Source organism: Actinomycetospora sp. NBRC 106378 (assembly GCF_030269685.1).
Taxonomy (GTDB): Bacteria; Actinomycetota; Actinomycetes; order Mycobacteriales; family Pseudonocardiaceae; genus Actinomycetospora.
The window spans coordinates 503,090-515,834 of sequence record NZ_BSTT01000001.1; the positions used below are offsets into that span (position 1 = coordinate 503,090).

Below are 12,745 nucleotides of genomic sequence, written 5' to 3' on the forward strand. Positions count from 1 at the left end.
GTGATCGATCACCCGCACCGAGCCCCGAGGAGGAGCCCCGGATGGCGAACCCGTCGTTCGACGTCGTGAGCAAGGTCGACCGCCAGGAGGTCGACAACGCGCTCAACCAGGCCGCGAAGGAGCTCTCCCAGCGCTACGACTTCCGCGGCACCGGCACCTCGATCGCCTGGGCCGGCGAGGAGGCCATCACGATCGCGTCGGAGACCGAGGAGCGCTGCACCGCGGCGATCGACGTGTTCAAGGAGAAGCTCGTCCGCCGCGACATCTCGCTCAAGGCCTTCGACGTCGGCGAGCCCGCCGTGTCCGGCAAGACCTACAAGGTCACCGGCAGCCTGGTGCAGGGCATCTCCAAGGAGAAGGGCAAGGAGATCACCAAGGTGATCCGCGACGAGGGACCCAAGGGCATCCAGGCGCAGATCCAGGACGACCAGCTCCGCGTCACCGGCAAGAAGAAGGACGACCTGCAGGCCGTGATCTCCCTGCTCAAGGGGCAGGACTTCGGGATCGCCCTGCAGTTCACGAACTACCGCTGAGCGCCCGCACCCGCGCCGCCTCCCGGGTGAGGTGGTCCCGTTCCGCCACGCTCGGCGCCGCGCGGGCGGCCTCGACGTAGAGCCCGGCGGCCGCCTCCAGCTCACCCGCCCGTTCCCGCAGCCACGCGAGCACGGCCGTGCGGCGCGGGACGTCGTCCCCGACCTCGGCCAGGGCGGCGAGCCCGGCGTGCGCGCCGTCGGCCGCGCCCACGGCGACCGCCCGGTTGAGGCGCACGACCGGGGAGCCGGTGAGCGCCAGGAGCTCGTCGTACCACTCCACGATCTGCGGCCAGTCGGTGTCGTCGGCGGTCGGGGCGTCGGCGTGCAGCGCCGCGATCGCCGCCTGCGCCTGGTACTCGCCGAGGCGATCGCGGGCGAGTGCGGCCTGCAGCACGACGACCCCCTCGGCGATCAGCGCGGTGTCCCAGCGGCCGCGATCCTGGTCGGCGAGGGGCACGAGCCGACCGGCGGGCCCGGTCCGCGACGCCCGCCGCGCGTGGTGGAGCAGCATCAACGCGAGCAACCCCGCCACCTCGGGCTCGTCGGTCAACGCGGCGAGCTGCCGGGTCAGCCGGATCGACTCCGCGGCCAGGTCCAGGTCGCCGCCGTAGCCCTCGTTGAACACGAGGTAGAGCACCCGCAGCACCGTCGCGAGGTCGCCGGGGCGGTGCAACGGCAGCCCCTCGAGCTTCTTCTTCGCCCGGCTGATCCGCTGCGCCATGGTGGCCTCGGGGACGAGGTGGGCCTCGGCGATCTGCCGGGTGGTCAGTCCGCCGACCGCCCGTAGGGTCAGGGCGACGGCTGCGGCCGGGGGCAGCGTCGGGTGGGCGCAGAGGAAGTAGAGCCGCAGGGTGTCGTCGGCCCCGGACACCGGGTCGGGCGGCGGTTCGGCGTCCACCGCCCCCTCCCGGTCGCGCCGGGCGGACTCGGAGCGCACGGCGTCGAGGAACCGGCGCCATGCGGCGGCCACCAGCCAGCCCTTGGGGTCCCGCGGCGGATCGTCCGGCCACGTGTCGAGGGCCCGGATGAGGGCCTCCTGCACGGCGTCCTCGGCCGACGCGAAGTCCGCGCCGCGCCGGACGAGGACGCCGATCACCGCGGGGACGAGCTCGCGCAGCAGCGCTGCGTTCACTCCTGCCCCGGGACGCCGGTGAGGAACGGCCGGACCTCGAGCCACTCGTCGATCGCCTCGCCGCCCGCGCCCGGCGCCGCGGACAGCTCGCCTGCGAGCTCGACCGCCCGCTCCCACGAGTCGACGTCGATGATCATCCACCCGGCGATGAGGTCCTTGGTCTCCGCGAACGGGCCGTCGGTGACCGGCGGGCGGCCGGCGCCGTCGGCACGCACGAAGGCCCCGCGCTCGGCGAGGGCCTGGCTGTCGACGAACTCCCCGGTCTTCCGGAGCCGGTCGGCGAAGTCGGACATGTACTGCATGTGGGCGTCGACCTCGGCGGGTGTCCAGCGGTCCATCGGCGGCTGGTCGTGCGCCGGCGTCGGGCCACCGCGGTAGTGCTTGAGCATCAGGTACTTCACGGCGATCTCCTCGCACCGGGAGCGGCCCGCGTGGCCGCTCGCGTCCCGGGGACGGAGCCGCCGTCGCGTTCTCGACATCCGACGTCGGGCCTGCGCAGCGTAGGGGCCCGCTCAGCGCCGGACGAGCAGCGGCGTCGGGGCCGTCGCGGCCGATCGCGCGCGGACCCAGAGGTGGCCGGGATCGGCGCCGAGCCGCTCCAGCACCTCCACCGCCCCCGATGTCGGGTGGGTCAGCACGGCGGCGACCAGGTGCGCCACGTCCACCCGCCCACCGGCCGCCGCGCGGGCGGCCACCGTCAGGGCGGCTGCCGCCCCCGGGCTGAGCGGGCGCGGCCGGCCGTCGGGGGGACGCAGCGGCAGGAGCCCCCGCACCCGCTCCGGGTCGACGTCGGCGAGCAGCGGGTCGCCGCTCTCGTGGTTCTCCCGGACCAGGCCGAGGAGCAGGTGGGCGGTGCCGATGCCCGGGGCGCCGAGGTCGGCGGCCTCACCGCGGGCGAGATCGAGGGACCGGGAGGAGCGAGGAGTGAGGCGCATGACGACCACCCTCGCGGTCGGGACGGCCCCGGCACCTCCGGTGGAACCCTGATCCCACCACGGGGAACAGCATGTACCTCTTACCGGGGGTAGCCGTTACATGCTGTATAGGGTTACCGTGCGTCGCACATACTTGCGACGGAGGTGGGCGGCGTGGCTCAACGGCAGCAGGACTACGGCTTCTTCGGTCCGGAGTCGGTGACCTGGAAGGTCTGGGGCTACCCGACGTCGATCGTGCTCGGGTTCCTCCGGGCCGTCGTCATCGAGGAGCTCGACCCGCACCTGGTGGCCTCGGTCGACCAGTCGGGGCAGGTCAAGCAGCGACCGCGCCTGCGCTACGACCGGACGATGCAGTACTTCGCGACGGTCAAGTTCGGCGACGCCGAGTCGGTCCTCCGCGCCTCCGACACCCTCATGAAGATCCACTCCCGGGCCGTCGGGCTCGACCCGGTGACCGGCGGGACCTACGACGCGAACGACCCGGCGTCGCAGCTGTGGATCCACCTCACCGCGTGGCACTCGATCCTCTACACCTACGAGGTGTTCGGCCCGGGGAAGCTCTCGCCCGCCGAGGAGGCGCAGTACTGGGAGGAGTGCGCGCGGGCCGCGGAGTTCCAGACGATCGACCCCGCCGACGTCCCGCGCAGCCGCGAGGGCATCCGCGCCTACTTCGCCGCGTACCGCCCTCGACTGGTCGGCTCCGAGGTCGCGCAGGACATGATGGACTTCCTGCTCGACAGCAGCACCACCGTCGTCCCGGCGCGCACCCCCGCCCCGCTGCGGTTCGTCTTCAACGCCGTCGTGCGCCGCGCGGTCATCGCGACGATGCCGCGCTGGATGCGCAAGCTCGGCGCCACCGGGCAGTCCGGGCTCGTCGACCGCGTCGCGATCGCGCTGACGCGGCCGGTGGTGCGGCTCGTCGCGGCGAACAAGCGCGTCGAGCTGTGGGCACTGCGGCTGGCGAGCCCGCGGACGGTGCCGGTCCTGGAGCCGGTGCTGCGGGGCATCACCCCGATGAACCCGGTCGTGCGGGAGCCGGCGGAGGCCCGCGCGGAGTACGGCGTGGTCGACCCGCGTACGCAGTACGCCGAGCTGCTGGCCGCCCGCGCGGCGCAGGCCGGGCCGGCCCCCTACCCGTTCCACCACCGCGAGGAGCTCGTGCCGTTCCCGGCCTGACGACGACGGCCTGACGACGGCCTGACGACGACGGCGGGTGGCGCGGTTCCCCGGGCCCGCGCCACCCGGGGAACCGCCTCCCGCCGTCAGGCGCGGCGAGGCCGGCCGACGAGTTGGTGCGCCCCGGCCGCACCTGCGAGCGCGGCGGCGGAGAGCAGGCCGTACCAGAGGACGTCGTCGTGGCCGGGCAGCGCGGCGGCCGCCGCCGGCGCCTGGGCGACCTCGAGCGGCGTCGAGACGGCGACGGTGGCGCCCGGGGCGGCGGACAGCCCGGCGAGGGCGACCCCGGCGAGGGCGACCCGTCCGACGACGGGGCGGGCTCGGCGGGTGTGGCGGTGCTTGGACACAGGTGTCCCCCGGGAGGTGCTGAGCGGAAGTTTTCCGAGCGATGCGCTCGTGACGGTGTTGTCGGGAACCGCGTCCGGACCGTTATCGCACCTTGACCCGAGGCACTCGAAGGAGTGACGGCGGATGCGCCATCTAGAGTCCCCGGGGTGAAGGGAATCGTGCTCGCCGGGGGTAGCGGCACCCGACTGCACCCGGTCACCCGGGCGGTCTCGAAGCAGCTCCTGCCGGTCTACGACAAACCGATGATCTACTACCCGATCTCGGTGCTCATGATCGCCGGGGTCCGGGACATCCTGATCATCTCCACCCCGGTCGACCTCCCGGCCTTCCGCCGCCTGCTCGGCGACGGCTCCGAGCTGGGCGTGCGGTTCTCCTACGCCGAGCAGGCCGAACCCAACGGGCTCGCCGAGGCCTTCCTCATCGGCGCCGACCACATCGGCGACGACGCCGCCGCGCTCGTCCTCGGCGACAACATCTTCCACGGCCAGGGCTTCTCGACGATCCTGCAGCGCGCCGTCGCCCAGGTCGAGGCCGACAAGGGCGCCACCCTGTTCGGCTACCCCGTCGGCGACCCCGAGCGCTACGGCGTCGGCGAGGCCGACGACCGCGGCCGCCTGATCTCCATCGAGGAGAAGCCGGCGAAGCCCCGGAGCAACCGGGCGATCACCGGGCTCTACCTCTACGACAACGACGTCGTCTCCCTCGCCCGCACCCTGACCCCCTCCCCGCGCGGCGAGCTCGAGATCACCGACCTCAACCTCGCCTACATGCACCGCGACCAGGCCCGCCTGATCGACCTCGGCCGCGGCTTCGCCTGGCTCGACACCGGCACCCACGACTCGCTGATCGAGGCCGGCCAGTACATCTCCGTCCTCGAGCACCGCCAGGGCGTGCGCATCGCCTGCCTCGAGGAACTCGCCCTGCGCGAGGGCTGGATCACCCCCGAGCGCTGCCTCGAACTCGGCCGCGCCCAGGAGAAGTCCCGCTACGGCGAGTACGTCATCGACGTCGCCCGCCGCGCCGGGGCGTCCTCGTAGCCACTCAGGACGCGGTCCACCCGCCGTCGACCATCAGGTTCGTGCCGTTGACGTAGCGAGCCTCGTCGGAGGCGAGGAAGAGCGCCGCGTGCGCGACGTCGTCGGGTACGCCGAGCCGCGGCGCGGGGGTGCGGTCCTGCCAGTGGTGGCGCCAGGCCGGGTCGTCCTCGCGGCCGCCGGCGCCGGTTAGGATCTTGCCCGGCGCGACGCCGTTGCAGACGATCCCGGCCGCGCCGTAGTCGGTGGCGACCTGCCGGGAGAGGTACACGACCGCACTCTTCGAGGTCCCGTAGGCGGCGTCCCCGCGCGCCCCGATCATGCCGTGCTGGCTGGACACGTTGACGATCCGACCGCGGACACCGTGTTCGTCGGGTTCCCGCGTGAGCATGTGCGCCACCGCTGCCCGGGTCAGCAGGAACACCGCCGTGACGTTGACGGCGAACACCGCCTCCCACTGCTCGACGGTGGTGTCCAGCAGCGGGCGTGCGACCGAGATCGCGGCGTTGTTGACGAGCACGTCGAGTCGCCCGTGCTCGGCGACGACCCCGTCGACGAGTCGTGCGGTGGCCTCGGTGTCCGCGAGGTCGACGAGCACCTCGTGGGCGTGTCCGCCCTCGCGGCGGACGAGGTCGACCGTCGGCACACCGCCGTCGGCGGGTGTCGACCGGCGGTCGGCGCACACCACCGTCGCCCCCTCGCGGGCGAACCGGACCGCGATCGCACGGCCGATCCCCGACGCGGTGCCGGTGACCAGGCAGACGCGTCCGACGAGTCGGTGCATCGGTGCTCCCCTCGGGTAGACCTCACCCATGATCGACCGTGACTTCGTCGGCCACGCACGGACCGTGCCCCTCGACCGGTGGCCGGACGGGTCGCTGGTCGCGGTGAACATCGTCGTCAACGTCGAGGAGGGCGCCGAGGCCGCCTGGCCCGACGGCGAGGGCAACGACAGCTGGGGCGAGTACGGACTGCCGATCGACCCGGCGGTGCGCGACCTGGGCACGGAGGGGCACTTCGAGTTCGGCTCGCGCGTCGGCATCTGGCGGCTCGTCCGGCTGTTCGAGCGGTTCGACGTCCCGGTGACGTTCGGGGTGTGCGCGCGGGCCCTGGAGCGCAACCCGCCGTTCGCGGCCTGGCTGCGCGACAGCGACCACGACGTGCTCGGCCACGGCTACCGCTGGGCCGAGGTCACGGCGATGACCGAGGACGAGGAGCGCGCGGACCTCGAGCACGCGATGCGGGTGCTGCCCGAGCTGGTCGGCCGCCCCGTGCGCGGCTGGTACGTGCGGTCGTTCCCCTCGCAGCGCACACGCCGGCTGGCGGCGGCGCACCCCGACCTGAGCTACGACAGCGACAGCGTGAACGACGAGCTGCCCTACCGCACCGAGGTCGACGGTCGTCCCTGGCTCGTCGTGCCGTACTCCAAGGTGCACAACGACACCCGGTACTTCCTGCCGCCCACCTACGCGACCCCGCGACACTTCGCCGAGTCGCTGATCGGTGCCGCGGGGTTCCTGCTCGACGAGGCCCGCCACGGGGCGGGTGCCCGGTTGATGACCGTCGGGCTGCACCCCCGGTGGAGCGGGCAGGCCTCGCGGGCCGTCGCGGTGCGCGACTTCCTCGCGTGGGTCACCGAGCAGCCGGAGATCTCCCTGGTGCACCGGGAGCAGATCGCCCGGTGGTGGACGGCGCACGTCCCGGGGTGAGCCGGGGCCGACCGGGAGGACCGGCCGGCCTCCGGGAGGAGCTCGGCGGCGCGATCCCGGTCAGCGGTACCCCGACGACGTGGGTCAGCCCTCCTCGACGACCTGCTTGACGCGGCGCAGCGTCGTGCGCATGTTCGCGCGGTTGGTGCGGCCGCGGGCCCACCCGAACAGGGCCCAGTAGACCCGGGTCGCCGGGCTCGCGGGCAGGCGGAACGACTCGGTGACGTCCGTGCCGTGGTCCGCCGGCCGGAACGCGTAGTGCCAGGTGTTCACGACACGGCCGCCCGCGAGCACCTCGAAGCCGAACTCGCGGCCCGGGTCGCAGGCGGTGACCCGGCAGACCGTCCAGTAGGTCGGCCCGCGGCCGTTGCGCTTCACGTGTCCCCGGAAGCGCGCGCCCACCGCGGGGCCGGTGGCGCCGTCGAGCCACTCCGCCTCGAACGTCTCCTCGCTGTAGCGGTGGGTCTGCGTCACGTCGGCGACCAGCTCCCACACGCGCACCGCAGGGGCGTCGACGTGCTCGGTCACCGCGTCATGCATGTCTCCACCGTCCCAGACACCGCGCGGTCACGCGGCCATCTCCCGGAGCCGGTCCCAGACGTCCCCGGGCACCGGCGCACCGGTCCGGACGAACGACGCCCGCAGCGCGGGCCACGTCGCCACGACCGGATCGGCCCGCAGGTCGGCCAGCGGGATCGGCGGATCGAGGCGACGGATGACCTCGGCGGCGCAGTTCCACGGGCGCGGGCCCGGCTCGTAGGACGGCTCCGAGGTGGCCCGCAGCAGGTAGGCGAGGTCCTTCGCCCGCTGCGAGCGGTAGAGGACGGCGAGGTCGCCCGGCCGGGTGTCGCGGTGGCAGGCCCACCGCATCGCCGGGGCGCCCGGCGCGAGCTTCGGGTGCTCGCGGCCGTCGTCGTCGAGGTAGCAGTCCGGGCCGACGACCCAGACCCAGTGCCCCGTCACGGCAGGCGCTCCGCGAGCGGCGGGAGGTCGAAGGGGACGTGCGGCTCGGCCTGGTACCAGTAGGCGACCGAGGACCAGTCGTCGCTGCGGCGGTTGGCGTGGCCGTGCTCGATCGTCACGCGGATGCTGCGTTCGAAGACGACCGGGTCCTCGACGTGGAAGCGGTAGAGCGAGACCGGGCCGCGCCAGTTGCGGCCCCCCGGCAGCGTGACGCCGTGGTAGGGCGCCGAGTAGGCCTGCGTCGGGCACCAGGCGGTGTTCACGTAGTCCTCGGTACCGGTGCCGTGCAGCGTCGGCGGCCAGTCCCCCGGCTCCTGGTCGACGAAGATCATGTCGTCGCCCTCGCCGTACCAGTTCCAGCGGCGCCGCCGCCGGGGCCGCACGTTGAGCACGCAGCCCACGTAGTGCCCGTGACCGCGCGCGTCCAGGATCGAGTAGTTGTCATCGCCCGTCAGGTTCTCCCCGCCGAACTGGTAGCGCGCGTTCGAGAGGCCGGGCCGGACGCCGACCGTGCGCTCGCGCCGGAACTGCGCGTGGAAGCGGCCGACGTCCGCGTCGAGGGCGTCGAGCTCCTCGTGGTCGACGTAGGAGTAGACCCAGACCTCCCCGGGCGCCTCGTTGTGGACCTCGATCCGGGCGCCGTCGGCGAACGGCATGGCGAACCAGCAGTTCAGGGCGCGGCCGTCCTGCGGGCTCATCTGCAGCGGCGCGGAGACGAAGTTCGTGGTGCGGCCGTGGCCGACGCCGAAGAAGTCCCCGAGGGGCGCCTGGACGCTCGGCGACTCCTCCCCGTCCCACCACATCCGGATCGTGAGCCGGCGCAGGAGTTCCGCCCGCCGGCGTCGGGGGCCGTTCACCGTGATCCACAGGTGGGTCACGACGCCCGCCCCCTCGACGTCGAGCAGGGTCACCGACTCCCCGGGGCGGACGTGCGCGCGGTCGTCGTTGCCGCCGGTGCGGTCCCAGCTCGACGACCGCCGGCGACGGGAGCGGCGCAGACGGGGCAGGTCCCGCAGGCTCGAGCCGTGCGGTCCGTAGGCGGCGGTCATGGGGCGAGTGTTCCCGCGGCGCGGGTCACCGGACACGGCGCCCGCGGTGACGGGGCCGCCCCGGCCCACCTCGTCGCGGCTCCCGGCCTGCCCTGCCCACCTCGTCGTCGTGAGTCAGAACGACGAGGCCGGAGAGCGGCCGACGCCCCCCACGACACGTCGAACTCAGCGGTGTCGGGGCGACCCGTCGGCGGGACGGCAGGGAAGAAAGACGGAACCGATCGGCGCCCGGCGCAGTCCAAGCCCCCGAGGACGAGACCGGGAGGCGCGATGGGCACGCGGGGCAGGACGGGACGGATCGCCGGAGGGACCGGGCGGGCACGCACGCCGGGCGCCACGGCCGTACAGCTGCTGCCGCACCTGCTGGCGGGCGGGGAGCTGGGGCGGCCGCGGGTCGGGGACCGGCTGGACGTGGTGCCGGCGATCTACGCGGGGGTGATCCACGCCGACACCTCCCGGCGCGGGGTGCGGCCGTCCGACCAGTGGTGGGTGGACGAGTTCGGCTGCGTCGCCGCGCGCGGCGACCTCACCACCATCGCGCTCGATCCCCACGGCGGCTGCTCGTGCCGGATCGAGGTGCTCGACGCGGGCGGTCGGCTCGCCCCCGTCAACTGGGCCGCGACGCAGCCGCCGGAGGGTGACGGCCCGGTGTACCTCGAGGGGTCGCTCTACCTCGATCCCGTGCTGGACGCCGGCACCGCGCACGGGGAGGCGGTCGCCCTCTGCCGTCGCTCCGTCCGGCTCGCCGCGGTCCACCGCTACCGTCGCACTCCGGGTGTCCCGGTCCGCCCGGTGCCGCTGGACCGGTTCCCCGCGCCGGCGGAGGTGTCCGACGACGCCGTGTACATCGCCGACCTGGTGGACGACCCGTCGTTCGCGGTGCCCACGTGCGCGCGGGACGAGGCCGAGGCGTGAGGGCCGCGACGCACCGGTGCGGGGGCTGGAGTTCCCGGGACGAGGCGCGCCGCCGGGAGGTCACCACCGTGCAGCTGCTCCCCCACCACCTGCGCGAGGGCCGGCTGCCCGCCGCCGCGGTCGGGGACGTCGTGCACGTGACGCCCGTCCTCCACGCGAGCGCGGTCGACCGGCTCGGCGGCCGGCCCGAGCGGCTCTGGGACCTCGATCGCTACGGCACCCTCGTCGCGTGCGGGGTGCCGGGCCCCCGGACCGTGCCGGCGGGCGACCTGGACGTGCTGGTGGTCGGGGACCGCGCCGTCCTGCTCGACTGCGCGGGCCTGGACCCGAGGCCGGACCTCGAGGCGGGCCGACCGGTGTACGTCGAGGGGTCGGTCCACCTCGACGTCGACGTGCGGGACCACGCCGCGACCGACCGCGCCTACCGGCTCCGGGCGGTCCGGCGCTACCGGCTACGACCGGGTGGCGCCCCGCCGCGGACCCAGCACCTCGACCGCATCCCCGATGCCCACGGCATCGACGACGACGTCTTCCTGCACGTCGCCGACCTCGTCGGCGTGGACGTGGACCTCGACGCCGCGGAGGCTCAGCCGTGACGGGCCATCTGCTGCAGGCGGGCGATCCGGTCGGCGATCGGCGGGTGGGTGGAGAACAGCTTCGACATGCCCTCGCCCATCCGGAACGGGTTGGCGATCATCAGGTGGGACTGCGACACCAGCCGCGGCTCGGGCGGGAGCGGCGCGGCCTGCGTGCCGTACTCCAGCTTGTGCAGCGCCGAGGCGAGCGCGAGCGGGTCACCGGTGAGGTGCGCGCCGCTGGCGTCGGCCTGGTATTCGCGGGTGCGGCTCACGGCCATCTGCACGATCCCGGCGGCCACCGGGCCGACGAGCGCGAGCAGCATCGTGGCCAGGAAGTTCCGGCTCCCGCCGAAGAGCTGGGCGCCGAGCGCGACGTAGGTCACGACGCTCGAGAGCGCGCCCGCGACCGAGGAGATGAGGATGTCGCGGTTGTAGACGTGGGAGAGCTCGTGGCCGAGGACGCCGCGCAGTTCCCGCTCGTCGAGCAGGCGCAGGATGCCGGTGGTGGCGCAGACGGCGGCGTTGCGCGGGTTGCGGCCGGTGGCGAAGGCGTTCGGCGCGTCGGTGGGGCTGACGTAGAGCCGGGGCATCGGCTGGTGCGCGGCCGAGGCCAGCTCCCGCACGATGCGGTACATCTGCGGCTGCTCGGCCTCCGTGACCGGCACGGCGTGCATCGCCCGTAGGGCCAGCTTGTCGGAGAAGAAGTACGAGTAGCCGTTGACGCCGAGGGCGACCAGCAGCGCGATGACCAGGCCACCGCGGCCGAACAGCGAGCCGATGAGGAGGATGAACGCGCTCAGCGCCCCGAGGAGCACTGCGGTCTTGAGCCCGTTGCGCACCGTCGTCTCCCGTCCTGTCCGTGTGCGGAGGTACTACGCACGGATCAACGACCGGGGGCGGGCGCGCGTTCCCGGCTCAGCCGCGGGCGGCCCGGATCTGTTCGGCCGACACCCCGAGCGCCTCGAGGTCCTCGGGACGGCTGTTGCGCAGGAAGTGCTCCATGCCCACCTTGAGGAACAGTGCCCGCGCGGTCCCGACGACGGGTCCGTCCTCGGCGTCGAGGTGGGCGGTGCCGCCCACGTAGAGCTTGCGTCCCGCCCGGCCGTCGACCCGGCCGTGCAGCCACAGCGTCGACCCGATGGGCATCGGCGCGCGGAAGTCGGTCTCCAGCCGCGCCGTGACGCACGGCCGGGTGACCAGGGCGACCACGGAACCGAGCACCTCGTCGAACGCCGCGGTGAGCAGGCCGCCGTGCAGCAACCCGGGAGCGCCCTGCTGGTCGGGCCGCAGCACCATCCGCGAGCGCACCGCGGCCGCGCCGGCCTCGTCGTCGGCGACCCAGGACTCGAGACGCAGCCCGTACGGCAGGTCCGCGCACCCGAAGCACACCGTGGAGTGCACCGGGATGCGCTCGCCGACCGCGGGGGCCTTCTCGTGCCGCACGGCGGTGGTGGCGTCGGCGGGGAGTTCCAGGGTGGGGGACGCGGGCATGAGCGCACGCTAACGGTCTTGGGCAGGATGTCGGCCGTGGCAGACAACACCCCGGACGTCCTGCTCGAACGGATCGCCCCGGAGGGCGCGCGGGAGGGCAGCGGGGTCACCGCGCTGCTGACCCTGCGCGACCCGAAGCGGCGCAACGCGATGAGCCGCGCTCTCTCGGACGCACTCGTGGCGGTGCTCGACGAGGTCGAGGCCGACGAGCGGGTGCACGCCGTCGTCGTCACCGGCGCGGCCGACCGCGGTCCCGCGTTCTGCGCGGGCGGCGACCTCGACGAGCTGGCCGCGGTCGGCGCGACGACCGGCCGGGACGGCGAGGACGCCATCCGCGGCGTCTACGCGGGCTTCCTGCGCCTCGCGGCGTGCCCGCTGCCCACGATCGCCGCCGTCGACGGGCCGGCGGTCGGGGCCGGGATCAACATGGCGCTGGCCGCCGACATCCGACTCGCCGGGGACACCGCGCACTTCGAGCCCGGCTTCCTGCGCCTCGGCATCCACCCGGGCGGCGGGATGACGTGGATGACCCAGCGCCTCGTCGGTCAGCAGACCACCCTCGCGATGCTGCTCGGCGGGGAGGCGATGGACGCGGCCGCCGCCGAACGGGCCGGGCTCGTGCTGCGTCGCGTCGCGGGCGAGCTCCCCGAACAGGGGCACTCCCCCGTCGTCCTGGAGGCCCTGCGCCTGGCCGGGGTCTCCGCCCGCGCGCCGCGGGACCTGGTCACGACGACGAAGGCGTCGGTGCGCGCCACGTCCGCGCTCACCGACCACGCCGAGGCCGTCTCCGTCGAGGTCGGTCCGCAGCTGGAGTCGTTGCGGTCGCCGGCGTTCGCGGAGGGCCTGGCGCGGCTGCGGAAGCGGTCATGAGGGCGCTCCTTG

General features: G+C 74.1%; 17 protein-coding genes. 7 read left to right on the forward strand and 10 right to left on the reverse strand.

Features of this window, described 5'->3' with window-relative positions; translation table 11 throughout:
- Window positions 1–41 precede the first annotated feature (41 nt).
- Complete coding sequence (locus QSK00_RS02460) at window positions 42–533, forward strand: YajQ family cyclic di-GMP-binding protein (protein WP_285587066.1); 492 nt, start codon at window positions 42–44, stop codon at window positions 531–533.
- On the opposite strand, the gene QSK00_RS02465 is transcribed toward QSK00_RS02460, so the two are convergent.
- The 3 genes from QSK00_RS02465 to QSK00_RS02475 form a co-directional block, all read right to left on the reverse strand.
- The gene (locus QSK00_RS02465; protein ID WP_285587067.1) at window positions 517–1,665 is read right to left on the reverse strand and encodes an RNA polymerase sigma factor; all 1,149 of its coding nucleotides are present in this window, start codon (window positions 1,663–1,665) and stop codon (window positions 517–519) included. The genes QSK00_RS02460 and QSK00_RS02465 overlap by 17 nt on opposite strands.
- Window positions 1,662–2,054: a YciI family protein gene (locus QSK00_RS02470; protein ID WP_285587923.1), complete on the reverse strand. Its 393-nt coding sequence runs from the start codon at window positions 2,052–2,054 to the stop codon at window positions 1,662–1,664. The genes QSK00_RS02465 and QSK00_RS02470 overlap by 4 nt, the downstream gene beginning before the upstream one ends.
- Before the next feature lie 123 nt (window positions 2,055–2,177).
- The gene (locus QSK00_RS02475; RefSeq protein ID WP_285587069.1) at window positions 2,178–2,600 is read right to left on the reverse strand and encodes a Clp protease N-terminal domain-containing protein; all 423 of its coding nucleotides are present in this window, start codon (window positions 2,598–2,600) and stop codon (window positions 2,178–2,180) included.
- 153 nt (window positions 2,601–2,753) lie between these two features.
- Here QSK00_RS02475 and QSK00_RS02480 point away from each other — a divergent pair, with 153 nt between their 5' ends.
- On the forward strand, window positions 2,754–3,776 hold the full coding sequence (locus tag QSK00_RS02480; protein WP_285587072.1) for an oxygenase MpaB family protein: 1,023 nt from the start codon (window positions 2,754–2,756) through the stop codon (window positions 3,774–3,776).
- Window positions 3,777–3,862: 86 nt separating this feature from the next.
- Here QSK00_RS02480 and QSK00_RS02485 read toward each other — a convergent pair whose 3' ends face one another.
- Entirely contained in the window at window positions 3,863–4,123 is a 261-nt protein-coding gene (locus tag QSK00_RS02485; protein WP_285587075.1) for a hypothetical protein, read from the reverse strand.
- A 147-nt stretch (window positions 4,124–4,270) separates the two neighbouring features.
- Here QSK00_RS02485 and rfbA point away from each other — a divergent pair, with 147 nt between their 5' ends.
- On the forward strand, window positions 4,271–5,161 hold the full coding sequence (gene rfbA, locus QSK00_RS02490; protein ID WP_285587077.1) for a glucose-1-phosphate thymidylyltransferase RfbA: 891 nt from the start codon (window positions 4,271–4,273) through the stop codon (window positions 5,159–5,161).
- Window positions 5,162–5,165: 4 nt separating this feature from the next.
- Here the strand turns inward: rfbA and QSK00_RS02495 are convergent, their stop codons facing one another.
- Entirely contained in the window at window positions 5,166–5,942 is a 777-nt protein-coding gene (locus QSK00_RS02495; RefSeq protein WP_285587080.1) for an SDR family NAD(P)-dependent oxidoreductase, read from the reverse strand.
- Between the two features lie 28 nt (window positions 5,943–5,970).
- On the opposite strand from QSK00_RS02495, the gene QSK00_RS02500 reads away from it, so the two are divergent.
- Window positions 5,971–6,867 carry a polysaccharide deacetylase family protein gene (locus QSK00_RS02500; RefSeq protein ID WP_285587082.1) on the forward strand — a complete coding sequence of 299 codons (897 nt, stop codon included), beginning with the start codon at window positions 5,971–5,973 and terminating at the stop codon, window positions 6,865–6,867.
- A gap of 84 nt (window positions 6,868–6,951) precedes the next feature.
- On the opposite strand, the gene QSK00_RS02505 is transcribed toward QSK00_RS02500, so the two are convergent.
- Genes QSK00_RS02505 through QSK00_RS02515 form a run of 3 tightly spaced genes read right to left on the reverse strand, consistent with a single transcriptional unit; the run spans window position 6,952 to window position 8,879 of the window.
- Entirely contained in the window at window positions 6,952–7,407 is a 456-nt protein-coding gene (locus QSK00_RS02505) for an SRPBCC family protein (protein ID WP_285587084.1), read from the reverse strand.
- 27 nt (window positions 7,408–7,434) lie between these two features.
- A complete protein-coding gene (locus QSK00_RS02510; protein WP_285587090.1) occupies window positions 7,435–7,830 on the reverse strand; it encodes an EVE domain-containing protein in 396 nt (131 codons plus the stop codon).
- Entirely contained in the window at window positions 7,827–8,879 is a 1,053-nt protein-coding gene (locus QSK00_RS02515; protein WP_285587091.1) for a glycoside hydrolase family 172 protein, read from the reverse strand. Before QSK00_RS02515 ends, QSK00_RS02510 begins: the two co-directional genes overlap by 4 nt.
- 270 nt (window positions 8,880–9,149) lie before the next feature.
- Here QSK00_RS02515 and QSK00_RS02520 point away from each other — a divergent pair, with 270 nt between their 5' ends.
- The gene (locus QSK00_RS02520; RefSeq protein ID WP_285587093.1) at window positions 9,150–9,794 is read left to right on the forward strand and encodes a hypothetical protein; all 645 of its coding nucleotides are present in this window, start codon (window positions 9,150–9,152) and stop codon (window positions 9,792–9,794) included.
- The gene (locus QSK00_RS02525; RefSeq protein ID WP_285587095.1) at window positions 9,791–10,390 is read left to right on the forward strand and encodes a hypothetical protein; all 600 of its coding nucleotides are present in this window, start codon (window positions 9,791–9,793) and stop codon (window positions 10,388–10,390) included. The genes QSK00_RS02520 and QSK00_RS02525 overlap by 4 nt, the downstream gene beginning before the upstream one ends.
- Here the strand turns inward: QSK00_RS02525 and htpX are convergent.
- Window positions 10,381–11,211 (reverse strand): zinc metalloprotease HtpX, encoded by an 831-nt coding sequence (gene htpX, locus QSK00_RS02530; RefSeq protein ID WP_285587097.1) that lies wholly within the window; start codon window positions 11,209–11,211, stop codon window positions 10,381–10,383. The two genes, QSK00_RS02525 and htpX, sit on opposite strands and share 10 nt — an antisense overlap.
- A 76-nt stretch (window positions 11,212–11,287) precedes the next feature.
- Window positions 11,288–11,863: a PaaI family thioesterase gene (locus tag QSK00_RS02535; RefSeq protein ID WP_285587099.1), complete on the reverse strand. Its 576-nt coding sequence runs from the start codon at window positions 11,861–11,863 to the stop codon at window positions 11,288–11,290.
- Between the two features lie 27 nt (window positions 11,864–11,890).
- Between QSK00_RS02535 and QSK00_RS02540 the strand changes: the two genes are divergently transcribed.
- A complete protein-coding gene (locus QSK00_RS02540; protein ID WP_285587101.1) occupies window positions 11,891–12,733 on the forward strand; it encodes an enoyl-CoA hydratase-related protein in 843 nt (280 codons plus the stop codon).
- Window positions 12,734–12,745: the final 12 nt, after the last annotated feature.